Origin of the sequence: Mesorhizobium sp. M7D.F.Ca.US.004.01.2.1, assembly GCF_003997785.1 — a bacterium.
Classification (GTDB): domain Bacteria; phylum Pseudomonadota; class Alphaproteobacteria; order Rhizobiales; family Rhizobiaceae; genus Mesorhizobium; species Mesorhizobium loti.
In genome coordinates this window covers 12,360-33,159 of sequence record NZ_RZRQ01000010.1, presented here as the reverse complement: position 1 = coordinate 33,159, position 20,800 = coordinate 12,360, and the positions used below count along the sequence as shown (strand labels likewise).

The following is a 20,800-nucleotide window of genomic DNA, read 5'->3' as shown; positions in this document are numbered from 1 at the left end:
CACAGGTCGCCCCTTACCGCGTGAACGTCTTTCGCATAACAATAGCGGCCCCCATAACATGTTGAATGCAAAGGAAATTTTGCCAGATGACACTGCCCGCAACGCAGACGCAGAACCTCGCCATGATTTTTAACTCGATGCCACCCGTCACTGTCACCCAAGAACAGGCCGATTGCGACCTCGCCCAGTGGAAGGTTGGTCGAACGGTCCGGATGATCCTCGCTGGGTGCGAAGAAGGCGATTGTATCGACAACCCCGAGCAGCTCTTCGATGATATCGACGCGCTCATGCCTGACCTGGACGATGGCATGAAGGTACAGGCGGCAATTCTTCAACGCATGTGCATCCACGTCAGCATGCATCGAGCCGGCGCCGCAAAATGACCAACGATCCTCACGCCCTCGCACAGCAGGCCGTTGCCGCGTATGAAGCGACGCGAGCGGCGGAGGATATCGCCCTCAATCCCTATCGTGAGCGCGCTCGTGCCGCGTTCACGAACGATGGTATCAGCGCGAATTGGGACCCGCTGTTTCACACGGTGTCGTGGGTGCCGTGCAACTTTCGCGCTGGCAAGGAAGGCAAGGTCGCCAAGGTTCCGTTGAACCAATATGGATATGCCGTTGATGTCAATAATCCGGCAAATCACATGCCGATCCGAAACGCGGCCAAGCTTTGCAGAGATCAGCCAAGCCGGTTCGAGGCGCTCGGCTTCGCGTTCACCCCGCAGCACCAAATCGTCGGTATCGATATCGATCTTTATAAGCTGGAGCCCGGCTCCCGCGCCCATACCGTCGCTGTCACGGCGTTGAAATTTCCGACGCTGACAGCGCGGTCCATGGGCGGCAAAGGGTTCCACATGTTCGGGGTGATCGCAACCCCGTGCGAACGTCTGCGCGCTGTGCACCAAGGGCTGCTCGGTGCCATCGAGATTTACTGGCAACAGCGCTTCTTCGCCATGACCATGGACGCGGTAAAGGACGTGCCGATTGCCGACGTTACCGAACTCGTCAACTACATCTTTGACGAGCACGTGGCGGCTGGTGGAACCATCAATCGCGACCTGCTTGAAGGTCTCGACCTACCGCCTGCCGACGGCGAGCTTGAGCAGGTAATTGAACAGGTCCGCGCCATGAAATCCTGGTCAAAGACCGATCCGCGCCTGTGCTTTCTGTTCCCGCTTGAGCGCGAGGTCAACGAGCCTGCCGCCATCGCTTACCGCGAGGCCGCGCTGGACGTGCTCACCGCCAAGTTCCCTGAGAATGGCCGCGCCGACAAGCTGCCATATGATGCCAACAAAGTGGACATGACGATTGCGTCCGCAATGGCGCAGAAGACATCGAACATCAACCACTACATCGAGGTCATGCACCGTAATGGCCTCTATCGGGAGAAATATGTCGGCTACGTCGAACTGACATGGGCCGCAGCGCTGCGCGGTCGCAAGACGTCTCCTAAGGATCGACGTGAACACGGTGAAGCGTTCGCCCTCACGCCGCGCAAATTGGAGAACATCTGAAACCGCGGTCAACCGACATCACCGGTCTTGGAAGGTGTCGCACGCCGACGATAATACCCGACATTGCCGCAGCGATGGTCACGCTGTAGGTGCCGCGTGATGTGGTTTGGCAGATTCTTATGGCTATCGGTGCGACGGCCATTGGTCCGGCCAAAGGCGGCCACTAAAGAGATCTATTTCATCCTCAAAACGCAATAATTTATTGTAGATGCTGTCAAGCTCCAGGCTTGAGTAGCCAAAAGCAGGAAGTGCGAAATCGCCGTCTTTCCCTCTGCGGGAGTGCAATGGAGGGACCACCACGAATTGAGGTACAGTCACGCTGGCCAAGCGCAATTTGGTGTGGAAATACACGTAATCGCGTAGGTCCCTCACTATACCATGTGCAAATTCGTTTCTACGATTTGAGAAGCCACTTGCCGTAGTTACGATACTTTGAAATGCGCCCTCCGCAGCCTGATTTGGAAATTTGGCGAACCAAGCATCTGCTATTCGCCCGAGAGAATCCAACCGCTTACGGAATATTGTGCCAGCGCCATATTCTCTCATCTTTGTCCAAGTAGGATCATAGGCGAAAAGGCTGTACATTGTCGCCAGTCGCCACTCGACAGATTCCCATCTGCTCACGGCGCGACCAAGGGCTTCGAAAAGGATTGACTCGTCCCGAGTGCCCACCAGCGGAAATTCGAACGGGTCCCAAGGGTTGGCCATGCCTGAATCTCCCAAAGAGTCGCAACGAAGCCAAGTTCAAACGAACGACTGCAACGCACGTAGGCTGAACCACCGAAGCCGCATCGGGACAGCAGAGACCAAGCCGAAGCAGCCTCAAAAGGATGAAATCGCAAGCTTGCGCAAGTCAAAAGAGCGCGGATAGCAATCGACTTATAGGTATGTCATTATCCCACTTCACTTCATCGAGCGGGGGAACCGATGTTGCGCGCGGCATTGATTTTTCTTGCGACAACATCGGCAGCATTTCCATCTATGGCAGGGGACTTGGAAAGTTGGATCACTGTACCGCCCAATCAGAGCGGCATAGCAATCTACGTCCAAAATCCGCTCCAAGAACTCTCCATTTCCGCCACCGACGCCAAGGGCAATTCTCTCGATAAGTTTGAATGGAATGCGCCCGGCTTTCCGCTTGTAAGGCAATACAGGGTGCCGCCGGGGGAGTACCAAGTGACGCTTGAGGGGCAACCCGGCGCATTGGTAGACGCCAAGGCTGGACAAATTTCGTATATCGAAGTGTCACCGAATGAGGCGTCTGGTTTTCGCGCCGTTCTAAAACCTGACAATTTCGACGCCTACAAAGCAGGCGTCGTTGATGCGCTTGGAGCGATAACCGACAAGCTCGGATACGAGAGCATCAAGCCTCTCATATTTGCACCGGCTGGGCACAAGATCTACATAAGAATGGCGGGGCCGGGAATTAAGCCGCCTCCAAACTGATGGCCAAATACGATGCGCGAACCGTCCAAGATCAATTTTGACGCACTTAGGAACGCGATCTATCACACTGCGCGCCGAAATTACTACGATCTGCTCAACCGCATGATGAGCTTGATTGTTGTGGCGGCTGGCGCAGGGGCTGTGGCCGACTTTGAGAGGAACTTAGCGTCGCCTGCCGCTTTGGCGTTTGCGGCTACTATGGCAGGATTGTTGCAGCTGGTGTTCGATTTTGGAGGAAGGGCGCGAACTCATGAGTTTCTGCAACGCCGCTTTTACGAATTGACGGCGGATATCGCGGAGGTCGAAAAGCCGACCCCGTTAAAAGTGAGAACATGGGAGGCGACTCTTAATCGTCTTTATGCGGAGGAGCCGCCTCCAATGCGGGCCATGGATGCGATCGCCTACAACGCTGCCGCCGAAAGCCTAGGCAGCGATAAGTCAAAACGCATTAAGGTGACTTGGTGGCAAAGCCTCAATCGTTACTGGTGGGCATTCAACGGCGCGGAGTTCCCTTTCGTTTCTGACGCAAAAGCAAAAGGCGTCTCGCCTTCTGCTTAGGTGAGACCGGTACGATCCCCATCAGCGCGTGAACCGTCGCCGGCTGCACGGTTCGCGACCAAAGGCTGCGCCAAATCTCCGACATATGCGCGGCTCGGTTTGCAGGTCATTTAAGCGACCCTTTCTCGAACGATCTGAAAAAGCGCGCACCGCTCACGTTCGACTGCTCGAGCGGCTGCTTTGCCTTGAGCGTTGCGCGGCGGGCGAGGTCGGCGCGTGACGGCTCGGCGCGCTGGATGCGATCCAGAGCGCGTTTCATCTCTAATTCCTGCTCTCGTTCGATCATGTCCAAGTGAGCGCGTTTCATGCGTCTTCACCTCCGTGACGGAAGGGTACTCCGGTGTCCGCAGCACACAGATCAGCGTGGGCATCGCCCAGTTCGGCCATCGCCTCCGGCACGCAATTCGAGAAATATTCATCGCCCTGCGGACGCGCCATGGATCAAGCTCCTTTCAACGCCCGGCGCCGCAGCGACAGGATCGAGCGCGCTTCGGCATCGGTGTGGCCGGCTGAGGTCGGCCTTGGCCTTCGGATCGATTGTCTCGGATTTGTCCGCCATGGATCACGCAGCCTTGTCTTCGCGTCGAAAAAGCTGCTTGCCTGCCAAGACCTTCTCTTCGCTGATCTTGATATCGACACCGGTGATGGCATTGTGGCGCGCCGCATCCCTCGCGATGTTGACCAGCGTCTTTTCCGGGTCGACGACCGCCAGCGAAGTACCGTCCTGCACGCCAGCCTCTTCGTACTTCTGGCCATATTCGCCGAGATGCACCGGCACGGTCATGGGAGGCATTGGCTGCACGCCCATGTACTTGTCGAAGAACACGCCGCCGGTCGCGCCATAGCGCGTATGAAGTTCTGCCCATGCGGTGATCTTCGCCATATCGACCGCGTTCGGGTAGACCTTGTCGGAGAGGAAATCTTCGGCGACCTTGACAGGGATCTTAGCGCCGCGAGCGATGGCGTCTGCCGGCCAGCCTTTGATAAGATCGCGGAGTTCGGACGAAAGCATTGGTTATTCCTTTGTGTTGGGTTTTGGATCAGGGATTGTGGGCATCGCGGCGTCCAACGTCGCCTGATCCAGCGGCAACACCTCAGGCATCGCATTCATGGAGCGATTCCAAATAGGCATGGTCGACATGTGCTCGTCGGCAGGCCGTGCCGGATTACGTTCCATTGCGTGCTTGGTCAGGTTCATTGGCCGCCTCGGAGCTCGTTCAGCCAGAAGGCCATTTGGACATCACGCGCCGCCTTGCGTGCCAGGTACGCGGCCATGCCGTCGTCCTGCCCTGTGGCAACGTATGGTTCACGCGATACGACCAGCGCTTCCAGGTTCGCCATGTTGTTCGTGATTGAGAGCTCGGTCAGTTCAGCAAGAAGAACCTTCGAGTACGAATTCTCGAATGCTCGCACCGTCTCGAATTCTTTGAGCTGGCACCCGACGCTGAACCCCTTCACGTCCTTGTGCTTGTCCTCGACCGCGACTTCCGCCCAAAGATTTTTCTCGCGCCATTCCAGCTTAAGAACGCGACCGGCGAGTTCGAGCGGTGCGCGGATGCCGTCACGATGGCTCACACACAATGGCGGCAACGTCTTGGTGATCGGGATCGACCGGCGCACGAACATGCACCGCTCTTGATCGATCGATTCCGTTGTTGCGAACCCCTTGAGTAGCCACATTGTCGGCATTTACCGGTTGAACTTCATGTCTTCGCGAGCGGCCTTCGCATAGGCGTTGCCGTCAAACTTCTCCGTCGGATCGTAAGGACGCTCGCGCAATGCTGCATCGAGTTCCATCTGCATGGCGATGGCGTTTGCCTTGATCACGTCAGCCGACTTGGCGCCGGGGATCGGATCGAATTCGCCGCGACGTGCCTTCGTGAACACGCGGTCGATTTCGGCTGCGACTTCGGCGTCTGTCAGCTTCATTGGTTCATTCCTTCAATTCGTCCCGACGACGCCTTGTGAACCGTCGCCGGGTGATCTGCGCTCGTCCGGTGAAAGGGGTTTCCTCCGAGCGCCGATGCGGTTAATCGGCGTGGCGCAGGAGAGGGCGAACCTCGTCTTTGCCCAGCTTCGTTGCGTGGAAACGACCGCCGTACATCACCAAGCCGGATTGCAATCCCATTGCCACGATCACGTCGGCAGGGATTGGCGCCGCCTCGAACAATGAGACGACCTTCTTCGGCTTGGCGGGAAACGAAACGATCTTGACCATGTGCTTGTCCTTCCATGGTGTTGAAGCAAGGGCGCCGCGAGGGCCCGACACCATGCGGACAAGGCATGGTTTGCATGTCAATTAACGCGGCGCCGCACACCACCAGGGCGTGCATCCCGTCGCCGGGATTGGTGAAACTGGAGCGCGAGCGCGCGGTTGAATTCGTAGTCATGTGAGGCGCCACTTGTCCTTGGCGAAACCAAAACGTTGTCTAGGCGTTCCGGCGATTTGATCAACGTACGCGAAAACAATAATGTGCCACTAATAGAATCTTCACGTTGCTCTCGAATACTGTTGATTTATTGTGTGATCCGCCGCATGTATTGACGAAACGCAGGAGCCGAACATGTCTTTTCCCGCCGATCCCAACGTCGCACGCTACGCGCCACTCGCCGAACTGACCGACAAACAGCTGGAGTTCAAGCGCGCCGTCATCTGGCACAACCCATCCGAGGAAGAGGTTTACCTCGCTCGCAAGGCGAAGCATGAAGCCGAGGAAAAGGCGCGCACCGAGTTCCAGTTGAAGCGCCACCAGCATTTCCTGAAAGAGGCCGGCGCAGCTAACAGCGCCATGACCGTCGGGCAGGCCAAGAAGTACGCTCGCGGTCGCGCTGCTTCGTTGCTCAAGCAGGCTTTCGAGGTGATGGAACAGGTGTTGCTGTCGCCAGAGGCGAAGCTCGCTGACCGGCTCGATATCGCCAGCGAAATGATGAAGCGCGCCGTCGGCCCGCACAGCGTTCCGAACACCATCGGCTCAGCGGCAGAGGCAAAGGCCTTGACCGAACTCGCCCCGACTGACGCAATCGATACCGTCATGAAGGCTTATGCCAATGGCGAGTGCGATAAGGATTTTGTGACCACGCTGCTCGGCCTGCTCGGGGCAAAGGTCAATGGTCTGAAGCTGGAACAGGCAGGCGCGAAGCGATCAGCGGAGAAGGCCGGCGAAGGCATCGTCAGGCCGCCGAGCGGTAAAATTGTATGACCGTGCGAACGTCAATGCCAGGTAACGACGTTAGCACGGTGATGCGATGAATGTGGCCGGATGGAACCTGCTCGTCAGCGATGCCGCAACCAATCGCCAGCTTCGAACGCTTCGGCAGACCGTCGCCGAAGGCTCGTGGAATGGGAAGCTGGTGCTGTCACGAAAGGCAATGCAGGTCTTCCGCCCCGGCTTCACGCATAAAGCCGTCTATGGCGGTCGCGTCACTGAGAAGACGACCACAATCGCTCTCTACATCATTGCCCGCATGGAGGCGGCATATACCCGTGTCGTCTGCTTGCGTAAGCGCCTGGTCTCGCTGCGCCACTCGTCCATGCAATCGCTCAAGGACGCGATCCGCATGCTTGGTTTGCAGGACCGGTTTGACGTCCTGCACAACGAGATCATCCACAAAGAAAACGGCTCGCTCGCCTTCTTCAAGGGCCTCGAATCCGACGCCGAAGAAACCATGCGCGGTACCCAAGGCGTCGATGTGTTCTGGCTCGATGAAGCGCGGAACGTCTCCTACAAAGATTTCATGGAAGTTGTCCGCGCACTTCGCAGGCGTGGCGCTGAACTTATCTCGTCGTGGAATCCGCTCGATCCGGAAGACGCTTGCGACAAGTACTATCGCGGCGATAACCCACCGCAAGACCTGCTCAAGGTTCATCTGCAACACGAAGATTCGGCGACCTTCGCGACGTCACCAGCCGCTAAAGAATACCATCGCCTGCTCGCCGAAGACCCTCAATTGCATGCCCACGTGTACGGTGGCGGATATGATGTCTTCAAAGGCGAGCGCGTCTATACTAAGTTCAAGGTCGGGATCGTGCCTCGTCAGTACCTGGAGGGCGCAACATGCCATTACGGCCTCGACCTTGGCTATGTTGACGATCCGACGGTCGCAACCAAGACATGGCTCAACCCGCGATACGGCCTGATCTACGTCGAGAAAGAGGCAGTCGGTTACGGCGAGGATGTTGACGGCATTGCCGACCTGCTCAACGCCGTGCTCGACAGCAAGGACGATGACGTGATCTCCGACAACTCGGAGCCGCGTACGACCGACGGCCTCAACAATAAGGGTTACTCGATCAATCGCACCCGCAAGAACGTTGTCGGCAAGTCGGTGGTTGAAGGCGTTCGCGAGATCGGCGGTTATGCGGCCCAGTACATTCATCCAGAGTGCACTGAGACGATTGACGAGACCAAGCATTACAAATGGAAGATCGACCGCGTGACTGGCAAGCGATTGCAGCAGGTCCGCAAAGGTCACGACCACTGTTGGGACTCGATCCGCTATGCGGTCATGGGCCGCGACCTAGTCGAGGCAAACGACGGTGTTGGCGTCATGCGCATTCCGGGGTGGTGAGCAATGGCACGGTTCATTTTCAGCGATATCGACGGCAATCCCCTACCTGACATCGAGCGGATCAACGGCGACGACGGTCCCGAGATTCGGATAATCGTCTGCGATCCTGGCATGGTGATCGATACCAGCGTGACCGACGAGCTTCGGTTTATTCCAACGCCACCGCCGCCAGTCATTGGCCGGGTGATTGCGGATGAAGTCGCGGCGATGGCACCACTTGAAGACGTGGGCACGGATGAGTTTGCACGACATGGCGGCAAAACGCCGGCCGAAGAGATCGCCGAATTCGAAGATCAGCTTCGCGCAATGGGACGCCACGTGCCGAAGAATCCGTCCAAACGGCCGAAGCGCAAACGCCTTTCAATCGAAGATATCACGGGCTGGGCGCTAGACCGCTAACGCAAATCGCGCCGATGCGCGCATTCTTGGAGGGTTACATGAGGGTTTGGGAAGCAATGGGCGCCTGGATTAACCAGATCAATCCGCTCACCGACCGTCGCGAACAGGTATCGTCCTGGCGTCCTTGGCACGCTGACGAGACGAAACGCGTTCAACAGAACCTTGCTCGCGTGGTGATCTCGAAATGGGAACGAGGCGAGCGCGAGGACGCCGAACGCGTTGCGGCTGGCCTCAATCGCGCCGGCAAGCATCGCTCGAACCAGCCTCTCCTCATGTTGGCGCTTGCGACGATCTACGATTACCAGGACGATGATCTCGACCACATGCTGGCCTTTGAGGAACGGCGCGCCTTTCGACTGGCGATCAAGAACGCCAAGAGCCGCGCTGAGCGGCAGGCGATCAAGCAAGCGCGCAATGCGGCGAAGCAGGTCAGGGCAGAAGCCAAGATCGCAGCCGATACCTTGATTGCCGAGCACTACAACGATTTGACCGATCCGCATTGGCGTGAGCGCATCCCAGCCGTGAAGCTCGACACGAACTATAAGCGGCTCGGCAAGGAAGGCTTCAAAGTGTGGCAGCGCATCGGCAAGGGTTGGCGTTCGCCAGGTGACGGCCGCACGGTTGGTGCGACCCGGTTCAACGGCACATTCGAGTGACGCCATGGCATCGTGTCGGCAATGCGGCGCGCCGATATCCGCGACATCCTCCAAGACCTACTGCCGCTATGCGTGCCGACGTGCTGGCCGTCGCGCGAACACCAAGGCGACGCGCACAGCAACACGTGAGCGCGGCATTGCGCTGACATCGTTCCCCCTCACGTTCGATGCCGACGAGCACGACCAGGAGGTTTGCGAGTTCGCTTCGATGCTTGACGATTACGAGCACCAGCCGACGCTTGCCGGATATTTTGGCTTCGCGCTCCGATTGGCGGTGCCACCGGCATTGCAACCGTAGATACGTGTTCCTGCACGCCGCGATTGTGCGGCGCCGACAACGGAGCACATCAAATGACCAACACCATTTTCACCGACAAGAAAGCCGCCGTCGCAGCCCTTCGCGAAGCCGTCAAAGCTGGCCTGTACGCCGCCGGCACTCGTGAGCTTTACGGCACGCGTGTCGATGGCGTCGACCAATACGAGATTCGAGAGAAAGCCCAACCTACCGCCGCCGCCAAGGCCGCCACGATCAAGGCCATGGTCGCCGATACCGTCGCGAAGACGAAGCCCGCGCCGAAGGGCAAGGGCAAGCCTGTCGCCCCTGTCGTCGCCGATGTCGAGATGGGTGTGTGCGGTCACATTCAAGCCTATGCGAATGCCAATCCGACGGCCAGCCGCAAAGAGGTGATCGCGCATCATGTCGCGCTCGGCCGGAATAAGGCCACAGCCAGCATACAAACGAAAAAAGCAGATGATCGCGCGGGCCGCGTTCGCCCTGCTTGACAGTCTACGTTTGCACGGTTGATCAAAGGGCGTTCGAGCAATCGGGCGCCCTTTTTCTTTGTGGATGGATTGTGTAGATCGACCTTGCGGCATTTCGGTATGTAATTGCTTTTGCAGCATAGTTTGTGTTCAGTCGATGTTTACGTAAAAAGAAGATGGGAGATCGCCCAAAGGGCGGATGGTTTTGCAGTGGCGCTGGCTCTAGAGTCGGCGGGGCCGATGCATCAGGAGGAGTGAGCGGCATGTATCGGGCACCGGTCGAGGATATCGCGTTCACGCTCAAGCACGTGGCCGGCATGAAGTCGGCGCTTGATGCCGGCAGGTTCGGCGATCTAGGTGAGGATCTGGTCGATGCCGTTCTGGGCGAGGCCGGCCGCTTCGCCACCGAAGAGGTCGCACCGTTCTACAAGATCGGCGATCAGCAAGGCGCCGTGCTGAAGGACGCCGCCGTCACCACACCGCCCGGCTGGAAGGAACTCTATCGCCGCTGGATCGACGGCGGCTGGAACGCGCTGTCCGGGCCTGAAGCCTATGGCGGCCAGGCCCTGCCGACCATGCTTGGCGTTGCCGCGCTCGAAATGTGGAACTCCGCCGCCATGGCCTTCGGCATCGGCCCGACGCTGACCATGGGCGCGGTCGAAGCGCTCGACAAACACGCCTCCGAAAACCTCAAGGCGAAATATCTCGAAAAGCTCGTGTCGGGCGAATGGATGGGCACGATGAACCTGACCGAGCCGCAGGCCGGTTCGGACCTCGCCGCCTTGCGCGCCCGCGCCGAGCCGGCTGGTGACGGCAGCTACCGCATCTTCGGCCAGAAAATCTTCATCACCTATGGCGAGCACGATTTTACCGACAACATCATCCACCTGGTTCTGGCGCGGCTGCCCGATGCACCTGTCGGCACGCGCGGCATCTCGCTGTTCCTGGTGCCGAAATTCCTGGTCGGCGACGATGGCTCGCTGGGGGCGCGCAACGACGTCTTCTGTTCCGGCCTCGAGCACAAGCTCGGCATCCATGCCTCGCCGACCTGCACCATGATCTATGGCGATGGTTTCCAGGGCGCCAAGCCGGGCGCCGTCGGCTGGCTGATCGGCGAGGAGAACAAGGGCCTCGCCTGCATGTTCACGATGATGAACAATGCGCGGCTTTGTGTCGGCATGCAGGGGGTCGCGGTCGCCGAGGCCGCGACGCAGAAGGCAATCGCCTATGCCAATGAGCGCCGGCAAGGCAAGGCGGCAAGCTACGCTGGTGCCGGCATGGCGCCCATCGTCCATCACCCCGACGTGCAGCGCAATCTCCTGACCATGAAGGCGCTGACGCAGATCGCGCGGGCGATCAGCTATTCTTGTGCCCACGCCATCGACCTGGCGCGCGTCTCGGACGGCGATGAGGCGGCGCACTGGCGCGACCGTGCCAATCTGCTGACGCCGCTGGCCAAGGCTTTCTCGACCGACGTCGGTGTCGACGTTGCTTCGCTCGGGGTCCAGGTGCATGGCGGCATGGGCTTTATCGAAGAGACGGGCGCGGCCGCCTTCTATCGCGACGCGCGCATCGCGCCGATCTACGAAGGCACCAACGGCATCCAGGCGGTCGATCTGGTGATGCGCAAGCTGCCGCTCGGCGGCGGCGACCATGTGCATGGCTATATCGCCGAACTTGCTGTGGTCGCCAATGCCGTACGGACATCGAATCTCGAGGGTTTCGGCCGTACTGCCGATGCTCTCGACGCAGTGTTTGGCGATCTGACGCAAGCGACCCGTTTCCTGCAGAAACTGGCGGCCGACGGCCGGCCAGACGAGGCGCTGGCGGGTGCGACGCCCTATCTCAGGCTGATCTCGCTTGCCGCCGGCGGCGCCTATCTGGCGCAGGGCGCGCTTGCCGATCACAACCGCATCGCGCTTTGCCGCTTCTTCGCCGAAAACCTGCTCGGCGAGGTCAGTGCCTTGAAGGAGCGCGTTGTCGATGGCGCCGAGAGTCTTGCCGTTGCCGGCAAAACGCTGATTTCCGCCTGACGTTCACAAGGAAAAGACCGTGACAGACCACATCCTCGTCGAGCGCCACGGCGCCATCCAGATCATCCGTATTAACCGGCCGGACAAGAAGAACGCGCTGACGCGCGCCATGTATGCGAAAATGTCGGCTGCTCTTGCCGAGGGCGACGCCGATCCTGCGATCCGCGTCCATGTGTTCCTTGGCGTGCCCGGCGCCTTCTCCTCCGGCAACGACCTTGCCGATTTCATGATCGTCGCCACCGGCGGCGATGGCGGCACCGAGGTCTGGGATTTCCTGATGGCGCTGGCCAGGGTCGAAAAACCCATCGTGTCCGGCGTCGATGGCATCGCGGTCGGCATCGGCACGACGCTCAACCTGCATTGCGACCTGACTTTCGCCACACAGCGCACCGTCTTCAGGACGCCGTTCGTCGATCTCGGCCTGGTGCCCGAGGCGGGATCGAGCCTTCTGGCGCCGCGGATCCTGGGACAGCAAGCTGCTTTCGCGCTGCTCGGTCTCGGCGAGGGCTTATCGGCCGAGCGCGCGAAGGCTGCCGGCTTGATCTACGAGGTGGTCGAGGAAGCAGCGCTTGAAGCCTCGGTCTTGGCGGCGGCCGGCCAGATCGCGGCCAAGCCGCCGCAAGCGCTGAAGATCGCCCGCGACCTGATGCGCGGCTCGCGCGACGACCTCGTCGCCCGCATCGGCGAGGAAAGCGAGCATTTCCGTGAGCGGCTGAAATCCGATGAGGCGCGCGCAGCACTCACGGCGTTCATGACGAGAAAAAAGGCCTGAGCCTTTCCTTCAGGGATAAAGCCTCGTCTTGTCCCAGCCGCCTTTCGCATCGCGGGAAAAGACGACACGGTCATGCAGTCGGAACGGCCTGTCGTGCCAGAATTCGATCGTCTGCGGCACGATGCGGAAGCCCGACCAGTGCTTTGGCCGCGGGATCTCGCCGATCGCGTGGCGTGCGGTGTATTCGGCCACCGCCTTTTCCAGCGCAAAGCGGCTTTCCAGCGGGCGCGACTGTTTCGAGGCCCAGGCGCCGATGCGGCTGCCGCGCGGCCGCGTCGCATAGTAGGCATCGGCTTCGGCGTCGCTGACGATCTCCACCGGGCCGCGAATGCGCACTTGCCGGCGCAGCGATTTCCAATGGAAGCACATCGCCGCCTTCATGCTGCCAAGAATCTCCTGGCCCTTGGCGCTCTCGAAATTCGTGTAGAAGACAAACCCGCCTTCATCGAAGCCCTTGAGCAACACCATACGCACATCCGGCATGCCGTCGGCATCGACGGTCGCCAGCGCCACGCCGTTGGGGTCGTTCGGCTCGCTTTTCGTGGCGTCGTCCAGCCATGCGGCAAAGAGACGAAACGGCTCGGCTGCCTCGGTAAAGTCACTGCTTGTTAACTCTGTGTCACTCATAGTTTTTCTCAAATTGTCACGGGAGCAGGGGAGGTTGCAGATTGTCGCGTATCGCGCAAGCTTTTGACAGCAGGCAATGGGGCGTTATCGCTTCGGCCAGCACGAAAGCCGTGATCGTGGCAGTCGCCTTGCCGCTTGCCGCCTGCGGCGCCGGTGGCTTCAGCCTGGAAAAGGCCGAAGTCGACCGCTCGATCCTGACCAGCAGCACATCGGTCTCGGCGACACCGGCCAGTTCGGATCGCGACTCCGACCAGACGACGATCGGCAACGCCGTGTCCTCGGCCGACATCGAGCAACTCGGCGGACAGGCCGTGCCGTGGGCCAATGCCGGTACGGGGTCACGCGGCTCCATCACCGGGCTGGCGGAATTGAAGGACAACGGCCAGACATGCCGTCGCTTCAAGGCCTCGCGCGAAAGCTTTGATGGCGTTGCCATGTTCGAAGGCGAGCTGTGCTTGGCCAGCGCCGGCGGCTGGCGCATGCAGGACTTCAAGGCGCTCTGAGCCTGATCCGAAAGTCGATCGGGTCGGCTCGGCGGGTCCTTTCGCCGCCGAGTACGTCGCCAACCTTGCCGACATCCCGGCTGCGATCGGCTTCTTCCGGCTCGACAAAAATCCCTCACCAATCCTCAGCCGCCGACTTTCGGATCAGGCGCTGATTTTCCGCCTTTGATATGCTGCTCCAGCACTGGAATTTCTTCCTATGCGAGCGCATATAGGAGGCAACCAGAGACTCAACTCTTCTCCAGGGCAGTAAGCATGCGCGACCCCTATGAGGTGCTGGGCGTTGCCAAGAACGCATCGGCCAAGGACATAAAATCGGCATACCGGAAACTCGCCAAGAAGCATCATCCGGACCAAAATCCGAATGATCCCAAGGCGAAGGACCGTTTTGCCGCGGCCAACCAGGCCTACGAGATCGTCGGCGACGAGAAGAATCGTGCCGCTTTCGATCGCGGCGAGATCGACGCCGACGGCAAGCCGCGATTCCAGGGCTTTGAGGGCGCAGCCGGTGGCGGCGATCCCTTCGGCGGGTTCCGCCGGCAGCAAGGTCCGGGCGGTTCGCGATTCGAATTCCGCTCAGGGCGTCCCGGCGGCGATCCGTTCGACGGCAACAGCGACATCTTCAGCCAGATTTTCGGCGATGCCTTTTCGGGCGCGCGCGGGCCAGGCGCGGGCGACCGCCGCCAGCCGGCGACATCAGCCGATCTGAACGTGACGCTCGACGTCACCATCGAGGAAGCGGCGACCGCCGAAAAGGTGACGGCGATGTTCCCCGACGGTCGCAAGGTGGCGGTCAAGCTGCCGGCCTATGTCGAGGATGGCCAGACCATCCGGCTGAAGGGTCAGGGCGAGCAAGGGCCGGGCCAGCCGGGCGACGCGCTGGTCAAGATCCATCTTCGCCGCCATCCGCGCTACCGCATCGAGGGCCGCGACCTGCACGCCGATCTGCCGGTGGCGCTGGCGGATGCGGTGCTCGGCGCCAAGGTGCCGGTCGATACGCCGACCGGCAGGCTTGCAGTCAACATTCCGGCCTGGTCGAGCTCGGACAAGGTCCTGCGGCTGAAGGGCAGGGGCCTGCCGGAAAAGGCCGGCGGCCACGGCGATCTCTACGCCCATGTGCGGATCATGCTGCCGGAAGGCGGCGATAGCGCGCTCGAAGCGCTGTTGCGCGGCCAAAAAGACTGATCGACGGCTTTTGTCCCCCGAACTGTCCGGTTTGAACGCTTGAAGGGGCTCTGTGCCTGTGCGATAGGGCACTCCACAAAGCAGAAATCTTGCGGAGAGCGCTCACATGGCGGGTGGACAGGGCCTAATGGCCGGCAAGCGCGGCCTTATTCTTGGTGTCGCCAACAACAGATCGATCGCCTATGGCATCGCCAAGTCGTGCGTCGACCATGGTGCCGAGATCGCGCTGACCTATCAGGGCGAGGCGTTCAAGAAGCGCGTCGAGCCGCTGGCGGCGGAACTGGGCGCCTTTGTTGCCGGCCATTGCGACGTCACCGACCCGGCGAGCCTGGACGAGGTTTTCGCCAATGTCGCCAGCCACTGGGGCAAGCTTGATTTCCTCGTCCACGCCATTGCCTTCTCCGACAAGGACGAGCTGACCGGCCGCTATGTCGAGACGACGCGCGACAATTTCCTGCGCACCATGGACATTTCGGTCTATTCCTTCACCACCATTGCCAAGCGCGCCGAGGCGCTGATGACCAATGGCGGCTCGTTGCTGACGCTGACCTATTACGGCGCCGAAAAGGTAATGCCGCACTACAACGTCATGGGTGTCGCCAAGGCGGCGCTCGAGGCCAGCGTGCGCTATCTGGCGGTCGACCTCGGCGCCAAGAAGATCCGCGTCAACGCCATCTCGGCTGGCCCGATCAAGACGCTGGCCGCTTCCGGCATCGGCGATTTCCGCTACATCCTGAAGTGGAACGAGTACAATTCGCCGCTGAAGCAGACGGTGACGCAGGAGGAAGTCGGCGATTCGGGCGTCTATTTCCTGTCCGACCTGTCGCGCGGCGTCACCGGCGAAGTGCATCACGTCGATTCGGGCTACCACGTCGTCGGCATGAAGGCGGTCGACGCGCCTGATATTTCGACGGTCAAGGACTAACACCCCCGCCAAACGTCATCCGTCCCGATCCCGCACCGGAAGACCTGATGTACCCGCTGGTTTATATCGCGCGCCACGGCCAGACCGCGTGGAACGCCGAATTCCGGCTTCAGGGGCAGGCCGACACCGATCTCAACGCTCTCGGCCGCGAACAGGCGTCCGGAAACGGGCTTCGGCTGGCCGAGCTGGTCCACAATCCCTGGGAATTCGACTTCGTCGCCAGCCCGATGAAACGGACGCGCGAAACGATGCAGCGCATTCGCGTCGCCATGAAGCTCGATCCGGGCGCCTATCGAACCGATCCGCGCCTCGTCGAAGTCAATTTCGGCGATTGGCAGGGATTTACCTTCCCCGAACTCGAGACACGGTATCCCGGAGCGAGCAGGACGCGAGCGCTGGACAAATGGAACTTTCAGCCGCCCGGCGAAGGCGCCGAGAGTTACCAGATGCTGCTCGAACGGGTGAGGCCATGCTTCGACGCGATCGAACGCCAGACGATCTGCGTGACCCATGGCGGCGTCATGCGCACCTTGTTTCGCTTCGTTCTGGGATTGGCCGAGGACGAGGCAGCGAACCTGGAGATACCGCAGGATCGCTTGCTCAAGCTCGAGGGCAAGAGTCTGGAGTGGCTCTAGACCGTAGAGACAATTGATCAGAGCGGCTCAGCGAAAACTGACCGCAAGCACTGCATTCAATTGAGGCTGGAAGCTCTAATTGGCTGAGCTGTCCGGCAGTTCCATGTCGGTGACGACGTTTTCGCCATTGGTCACATCGTAGGCGATGACGATGTCCATGCCCGGCTTCAGCGCGTCGAGATCGGTCTCGGCGTTCAGCTTGTAGGACTTGCCGTCATCCAGCGTCAGCGTCGCCGTGTCCTTGTCGATCTTCTTGATCAGGCCTTCGGTCTGGCCGGCGAAAGCGGCGGTGGAAAGCAGCAGTGTGGCGGCAACGGCGCCAATCAGGGTACGCATAATCGTTCCTCTTTATCATTGCACCGGCATAGCGGCGGGCGTTCAACGGCGGATGGAGCAGAGCAGAAACCAACCGAATGTGTCAAAACTAAATCCGCCAGATCACAGTTTGACCCCTGTGAAAAACGCCAATAGAAGGCAGCCTTGAGCCGGCTCCGCTGCCGGGCAGGGTCATTTCATGTCTCACAACACGTTCGGCCACCTTTTCCGCGTCACCACCTGGGGCGAAAGCCATGGCCCGTCGCTTGGCTGCGTGGTCGACGGCTGTCCGCCCGGCATCCGCTTCACTCAGCGAGAAATCCAGGCCGAACTCGACAAGCGCCGGCCGGGACAGTCACGTTTCGTGACGCAGCGTCGCGAACCTGACGAGGTCAAGATCCTGTCCGGTTTTATACTCGATGAGGATGGCGAGACGATGATCACCACCGGCACGCCGGTGTCGATGCTGATCGAGAATGTCGACCAGCGCTCGAAGGATTATGGCGAGATCGCCCGCCAATACCGGCCCGGCCATGCCGATTACACCTATGACGTCAAATACGGCGTCCGCGATTATCGCGGCGGCGGCCGCTCCTCGGCCCGCGAGACGGCAGCTAGAGTGGCAGCCGGTGCCCTGGCGCGCAAGGTGGTGCCCGGCGTTGTGGTGCGCGGCGCGCTGGTGTCGATGGGCGAAAAATCCATCGACCGCGCCAACTGGAACTGGAATTTCATCGGCGACGCGGAAAATCCGTTCTTCACCCCCGATCCGGCTTCCGTTCCCGTTTTCACGCAGTATCTCGACAGCATCCGCAAGGCGGGATCCTCGGTCGGTGCGGTGATCGAAATCGTCGCCGACGGTGTTCCGGCCGGTCTCGGCGCACCGATATATGCCAAGCTCGACCAGGACATCGCGTCGGGCCTGATGTCGATCAATGCCGTCAAGGGCGTCGAGATCGGCAACGGCTTCGAGGCCGCCCGCATCACCGGCGAGCAGAATGCCGACGAGATGCGCATGGGCAATGACGGCAAGCCGGTGTTCCTGTCCAACAATGCCGGCGGCATCCTGGGCGGCATCTCGACCGGCCAGGCAATCGTCGCCCGTTTCGCCGTCAAGCCGACCTCGTCGATCCTGACGCCGCGAAAGTCGATCGACAAGGACGGCAAGGACGTCGAGATCATGACCAAGGGCCGCCACGACCCATGCGTCGGCATCCGCGCCGTGCCGATCGGCGAAGCGATGGTTGCCTGCGCGATTGCTGATCACTATCTGCGTCATAGGGGGCAAACAGGAAAGGGAGTAGGGCAGTAAGGCAGTAAGGCAGTATGTTACGCCGTCCGCCGAAACAGCCAAATCTTCCTTTTCCCTACTGCCTTACTGCCCTATTCCCCTACTGCCCTGCGAGCGAAGCGAGCGTTCATGCCTTACGACCAGAAGAAAATCGTCGAAGCCCTGCGCGCTTTCGAACGCGGCGAGATCGTCGTCGTCATGGATGATGACGGGCGCGAGAACGAGGGCGACCTGATCGTCGCTGCCGTCCACTGCACGCCCGAAAAGATGGCGTTCATCGTTCGCCACACCTCCGGCATCGTCTGCACGCCGATGCCGCGCGAGGAGGCCAAGCGGCTGAACCTTGCGCCGATGGTCGCCGACAACGACTCCGCGCATACCACCGCCTTCACCGTTAGCGTCGATTTCAAGCATGGCACCACCACCGGCATTTCGGCCGAGGACCGCACACTGACCGTTCGCAATCTTGCCAACGGCAATGTCGGCGGTTCGGATTTCGTCCGGCCTGGCCACATCTTCCCGCTGATTGCGCGCGAGGGCGGCGTGCTGATGCGCTCTGGCCATACCGAGGCCGCGGTCGATTTGTGCAAGCTCGCCGGCCTGCCGCCGGTCGGCGTCATTTCCGAGCTGGTCAACGACGACGGCACGGTCAAGCGCGGTCCGCAGGTGCAGGCTTTCGCCGAAGAGCATGGCCTGAAGCAGGTTTCTGTGGCCGACCTCATCGCCTACCGGCAACGCAAGGAAACGCTGGTCGAGCGCGTCGCCTGCTCCGAAATCGACACGCTCGGCGGCAAGGCGCAGGTCTTCACCTACACGCTGCCCTGGGACTCCATGCATCACGTCGCCATCGTCTTCGGCGACATTCGCGACGGCGAGGACGTGCCGGTGCGTCTGCATTCCGAGGATGTGGTGACCGATGTCTTTGGCACCAGCCACCGGCTCGACGGCATCATGAAGTCGATGGGCGAGCGCAGGCGCGGCGTCATCGTCTATCTCAGAGAAGGCTCCGTCGGCGTCGCCCATCAGGAGCGCAAACGGCCGGCGAGCGGCGACCGCGAGGATCACGAAGAGGCCCGCCGCCGCGAAAACGAGTGGCGCGAGATCGGGCTCGGCGCGCAGATCCTCAAGGATCTCGGCATCTCCTCGATCAATCTGATCGCCTCGCGCGAACGCCACTATGTCGGCCTGGAAGGTTTTGGCATCCATATCGCCAAGACCGAGATTCTCTAGGGTATGTCGATATTCAGGTAAGGCCAGCCTGACCTGGGCCTCAACATACCCTGGCTATCACTCGGCCGGGATTGCTGCTTCGCATCCATCCAGTTCGCATTCGTGCGTGGCAAGGCTGCGCTGGCCAAGCAACACTGTGGCCAGGGCGATGGTGCCTGAAGCCACCGAGACCCAGAACCCGCTCTGGGCGCCGAACGCATCCACCACCGCACCGGCGGCAAACGAGCCGAGCGCCATGCCGATGCCGATGCCGGTCATGACCCAGGTGATGCCTTCGGTCAGCATCGCCTCCGGCACGTGCCGCTCGATCAGGCCGAAGGCGGTGATGAAGGTCGGCGAGATCGCCACGCCGCTGATGAACACGGTCAGCGCCAGCAGTGGCACGGTGTCGGCGGTGAGCGGCAGCAGCGTGCCGAGCGCGACGAGGGCGACTGCGATGGCCAACTGGCGTTGCAGTGGCGCCTTCAGGCCAAGCGCGCCGACGACGAGGCCCAGCACGAACGATCCCAGCGCATAAACGCCGATGACAAGGCTGGCGGCGCCCGGCTGGCCAAGCTCCTTGGTGATCGCCACCGTGCTCACTTCCGTGGTCGCGAAGGTCGCGCCGATGAAAATTAGGGCGAAGGTGATGATCTGTACCGGCCGCAGGCGGATTGCCGAGCCGCTTGAGCCATGGTCCACCGGCCGCACTTGCGGCTCGGTCGAGCGCTGCAGGATGAAAGCTATCGAACCAATGGCAAGGAACAGCGTGCTCACCAGAACACCGGCTTCCGGGAACAGCGCCGCACTCAAACCCACCGAAAGCGACGCACCGGCAATATAGACCAGCTCGTCCGCAGCCGATTCGAAGGCGAAAGCGGTGTTCATCTGCGGCCGCCCGCGGAAAATCTCGGTCCAGCGCGCGCGCACCATTGCCGGCATGCTGGGCATGGCGGCGGCCAGCAACGCCGACACGAACAACGTCCATACCGGCCAGTCCTGATTGGCCGCCGCAATCAGGACTGCGAAAGCCAGTACGGAGATGATGGTGGTGGGCACCACGATCCGTGTCTGGCCCAGGCGATCCACCAGCCTCGATATCTGCGGCGCAACGAAGGCGTTGGCCAGCGCGTATGTCGCGGAGACGGCACCCGCCAGCCAGTATTCGCCGCGCGTCTGCGACAGCATCGCCACGATGCCGATCGGCGCCATGGCGATCGGCAGGCGCGCCATGAAGCCGGCGGCTGCAAAGCCCTTGGCTCCGGGGGCGCGAAAGATTTCCGAATAGGGATTTTGCATGGGTGGTTCCTCGACAAAGGACGATTCGACAATTACATACGGAGCGTATGATTGTTAAATAGAGCATACGCCGCGTATGTCAATTGGCATACGTAACGTATGT

General features: G+C 60.7%; 28 protein-coding genes. 17 read left to right on the top strand and 11 right to left on the bottom strand.

The features are described 5' to 3' along the window. Positions 1 to 86 precede the first annotated feature (86 nt). Complete coding sequence (locus tag EN993_RS03865; RefSeq protein ID WP_127262422.1) at positions 87 to 383, top strand: hypothetical protein; 297 nt, start codon at positions 87 to 89, stop codon at positions 381 to 383. Further along, entirely contained in the window at positions 380 to 1,516 is a 1,137-nt protein-coding gene (locus EN993_RS03860; protein ID WP_127262421.1) for a hypothetical protein, read from the top strand. The genes EN993_RS03865 and EN993_RS03860 overlap by 4 nt, the downstream gene beginning before the upstream one ends. Before the next feature lie 123 nt (positions 1,517 to 1,639). Here EN993_RS03860 and EN993_RS03855 read toward each other — a convergent pair whose 3' ends face one another. Further along, positions 1,640 to 2,224 carry a hypothetical protein gene (locus tag EN993_RS03855; protein ID WP_127262420.1) on the bottom strand — a complete coding sequence of 195 codons (585 nt, stop codon included), beginning with the start codon at positions 2,222 to 2,224 and terminating at the stop codon, positions 1,640 to 1,642. A gap of 219 nt (positions 2,225 to 2,443) precedes the next feature. On the opposite strand from EN993_RS03855, the gene EN993_RS03850 reads away from it, so the two are divergent. Together EN993_RS03850 and EN993_RS03845 are read left to right on the top strand one after the other, a co-directional pair. Next, positions 2,444 to 2,962 carry a hypothetical protein gene (locus tag EN993_RS03850; protein WP_127262419.1) on the top strand — a complete coding sequence of 173 codons (519 nt, stop codon included), beginning with the start codon at positions 2,444 to 2,446 and terminating at the stop codon, positions 2,960 to 2,962. Positions 2,963 to 2,974: 12 nt separating this feature from the next. After that, positions 2,975 to 3,520, top strand: a complete 546-nt coding sequence (locus EN993_RS03845; protein ID WP_127262418.1) for a hypothetical protein — start codon at positions 2,975 to 2,977, stop codon at positions 3,518 to 3,520. A 106-nt stretch (positions 3,521 to 3,626) separates the two neighbouring features. On the opposite strand, the gene EN993_RS03840 is transcribed toward EN993_RS03845, so the two are convergent. From EN993_RS03840 to EN993_RS03815, 7 genes are all read right to left on the bottom strand, one after another. Then, positions 3,627 to 3,827, bottom strand: coding sequence for a hypothetical protein (locus tag EN993_RS03840; protein ID WP_127262417.1), 201 nt, complete (start codon positions 3,825 to 3,827; stop codon positions 3,627 to 3,629). Beyond that, positions 3,824 to 3,958, bottom strand: a complete 135-nt coding sequence (locus EN993_RS38300; protein ID WP_281040301.1) for a hypothetical protein — start codon at positions 3,956 to 3,958, stop codon at positions 3,824 to 3,826. Before EN993_RS38300 ends, EN993_RS03840 begins: the two co-directional genes overlap by 4 nt. Before the next feature lie 124 nt (positions 3,959 to 4,082). After that, positions 4,083 to 4,532 carry a hypothetical protein gene (locus EN993_RS03835; RefSeq protein WP_127262416.1) on the bottom strand — a complete coding sequence of 150 codons (450 nt, stop codon included), beginning with the start codon at positions 4,530 to 4,532 and terminating at the stop codon, positions 4,083 to 4,085. 3 nt (positions 4,533 to 4,535) lie between these two features. After that, a complete protein-coding gene (locus tag EN993_RS03830; RefSeq protein WP_127262415.1) occupies positions 4,536 to 4,718 on the bottom strand; it encodes a hypothetical protein in 183 nt (60 codons plus the stop codon). Continuing rightward, positions 4,715 to 5,146 (bottom strand): hypothetical protein, encoded by a 432-nt coding sequence (locus EN993_RS03825; RefSeq protein WP_127262414.1) that lies wholly within the window; start codon positions 5,144 to 5,146, stop codon positions 4,715 to 4,717. The genes EN993_RS03830 and EN993_RS03825 overlap by 4 nt, the downstream gene beginning before the upstream one ends. A gap of 63 nt (positions 5,147 to 5,209) precedes the next feature. Continuing rightward, the gene (locus tag EN993_RS03820) at positions 5,210 to 5,449 is read right to left on the bottom strand and encodes a hypothetical protein (RefSeq protein WP_127262413.1); all 240 of its coding nucleotides are present in this window, start codon (positions 5,447 to 5,449) and stop codon (positions 5,210 to 5,212) included. A gap of 100 nt (positions 5,450 to 5,549) precedes the next feature. Next, positions 5,550 to 5,738 carry a hypothetical protein gene (locus EN993_RS03815; protein ID WP_127262412.1) on the bottom strand — a complete coding sequence of 63 codons (189 nt, stop codon included), beginning with the start codon at positions 5,736 to 5,738 and terminating at the stop codon, positions 5,550 to 5,552. 346 nt (positions 5,739 to 6,084) lie between these two features. Between EN993_RS03815 and EN993_RS03810 the strand changes: the two genes are divergently transcribed. The 7 genes from EN993_RS03810 to EN993_RS03780 all read left to right on the top strand — a co-directional run bounded on the left by EN993_RS03810 (position 6,085) and on the right by EN993_RS03780 (position 12,711). Continuing rightward, complete coding sequence (locus EN993_RS03810) at positions 6,085 to 6,720, top strand: hypothetical protein (RefSeq protein WP_127262411.1); 636 nt, start codon at positions 6,085 to 6,087, stop codon at positions 6,718 to 6,720. A gap of 46 nt (positions 6,721 to 6,766) precedes the next feature. Then, on the top strand, positions 6,767 to 8,089 hold the full coding sequence (locus tag EN993_RS03805; protein WP_127262410.1) for a phage terminase large subunit: 1,323 nt from the start codon (positions 6,767 to 6,769) through the stop codon (positions 8,087 to 8,089). A 3-nt stretch (positions 8,090 to 8,092) separates the two neighbouring features. Beyond that, positions 8,093 to 8,488, top strand: coding sequence for a hypothetical protein (locus EN993_RS03800; RefSeq protein ID WP_127262409.1), 396 nt, complete (start codon positions 8,093 to 8,095; stop codon positions 8,486 to 8,488). A 38-nt stretch (positions 8,489 to 8,526) separates the two neighbouring features. Next, entirely contained in the window at positions 8,527 to 9,144 is a 618-nt protein-coding gene (locus tag EN993_RS03795; RefSeq protein ID WP_127262408.1) for a hypothetical protein, read from the top strand. A gap of 351 nt (positions 9,145 to 9,495) precedes the next feature. Further along, on the top strand, positions 9,496 to 9,927 hold the full coding sequence (locus EN993_RS03790) for a hypothetical protein (protein ID WP_127262407.1): 432 nt from the start codon (positions 9,496 to 9,498) through the stop codon (positions 9,925 to 9,927). Between the two features lie 242 nt (positions 9,928 to 10,169). Next, complete coding sequence (locus tag EN993_RS03785) at positions 10,170 to 11,939, top strand: acyl-CoA dehydrogenase (RefSeq protein WP_127262406.1); 1,770 nt, start codon at positions 10,170 to 10,172, stop codon at positions 11,937 to 11,939. 19 nt (positions 11,940 to 11,958) lie between these two features. Beyond that, complete coding sequence (locus EN993_RS03780; protein ID WP_127262405.1) at positions 11,959 to 12,711, top strand: crotonase/enoyl-CoA hydratase family protein; 753 nt, start codon at positions 11,959 to 11,961, stop codon at positions 12,709 to 12,711. Between the two features lie 9 nt (positions 12,712 to 12,720). Here EN993_RS03780 and pdxH read toward each other — a convergent pair whose 3' ends face one another. Next, a complete protein-coding gene (pdxH, locus tag EN993_RS03775) occupies positions 12,721 to 13,338 on the bottom strand; it encodes a pyridoxamine 5'-phosphate oxidase (RefSeq protein WP_109662205.1) in 618 nt (205 codons plus the stop codon). 41 nt (positions 13,339 to 13,379) lie between these two features. Here pdxH and EN993_RS03770 point away from each other — a divergent pair, with 41 nt between their 5' ends. From EN993_RS03770 to EN993_RS03755, 4 genes are all read left to right on the top strand, one after another. Then, positions 13,380 to 13,841: an RT0821/Lpp0805 family surface protein gene (locus EN993_RS03770; RefSeq protein WP_109662207.1), complete on the top strand. Its 462-nt coding sequence runs from the start codon at positions 13,380 to 13,382 to the stop codon at positions 13,839 to 13,841. A 255-nt stretch (positions 13,842 to 14,096) separates the two neighbouring features. Next, positions 14,097 to 15,026 carry a J domain-containing protein gene (locus EN993_RS03765; protein ID WP_126068385.1) on the top strand — a complete coding sequence of 310 codons (930 nt, stop codon included), beginning with the start codon at positions 14,097 to 14,099 and terminating at the stop codon, positions 15,024 to 15,026. A gap of 106 nt (positions 15,027 to 15,132) precedes the next feature. Next, complete coding sequence (gene fabI, locus EN993_RS03760; RefSeq protein WP_109662211.1) at positions 15,133 to 15,951, top strand: enoyl-ACP reductase FabI; 819 nt, start codon at positions 15,133 to 15,135, stop codon at positions 15,949 to 15,951. Between the two features lie 47 nt (positions 15,952 to 15,998). Beyond that, on the top strand, positions 15,999 to 16,586 hold the full coding sequence (locus EN993_RS03755) for a histidine phosphatase family protein (protein WP_127262404.1): 588 nt from the start codon (positions 15,999 to 16,001) through the stop codon (positions 16,584 to 16,586). A gap of 75 nt (positions 16,587 to 16,661) precedes the next feature. On the opposite strand, the gene EN993_RS03750 is transcribed toward EN993_RS03755, so the two are convergent. Continuing rightward, positions 16,662 to 16,922: a DUF1344 domain-containing protein gene (locus EN993_RS03750; RefSeq protein WP_109662215.1), complete on the bottom strand. Its 261-nt coding sequence runs from the start codon at positions 16,920 to 16,922 to the stop codon at positions 16,662 to 16,664. Positions 16,923 to 17,100: 178 nt separating this feature from the next. Here EN993_RS03750 and aroC point away from each other — a divergent pair, with 178 nt between their 5' ends. Next, positions 17,101 to 18,210 (top strand): chorismate synthase, encoded by a 1,110-nt coding sequence (aroC, locus tag EN993_RS03745; RefSeq protein WP_127262403.1) that lies wholly within the window; start codon positions 17,101 to 17,103, stop codon positions 18,208 to 18,210. A 108-nt stretch (positions 18,211 to 18,318) separates the two neighbouring features. Beyond that, on the top strand, positions 18,319 to 19,419 hold the full coding sequence (gene ribB, locus EN993_RS03740; RefSeq protein ID WP_109662220.1) for a 3,4-dihydroxy-2-butanone-4-phosphate synthase: 1,101 nt from the start codon (positions 18,319 to 18,321) through the stop codon (positions 19,417 to 19,419). Between the two features lie 57 nt (positions 19,420 to 19,476). Here ribB and EN993_RS03735 read toward each other — a convergent pair whose 3' ends face one another. Continuing rightward, positions 19,477 to 20,697: an MFS transporter gene (locus tag EN993_RS03735; protein ID WP_127262402.1), complete on the bottom strand. Its 1,221-nt coding sequence runs from the start codon at positions 20,695 to 20,697 to the stop codon at positions 19,477 to 19,479. Between the last annotated feature and the right edge of the window lie 103 nt (positions 20,698 to 20,800).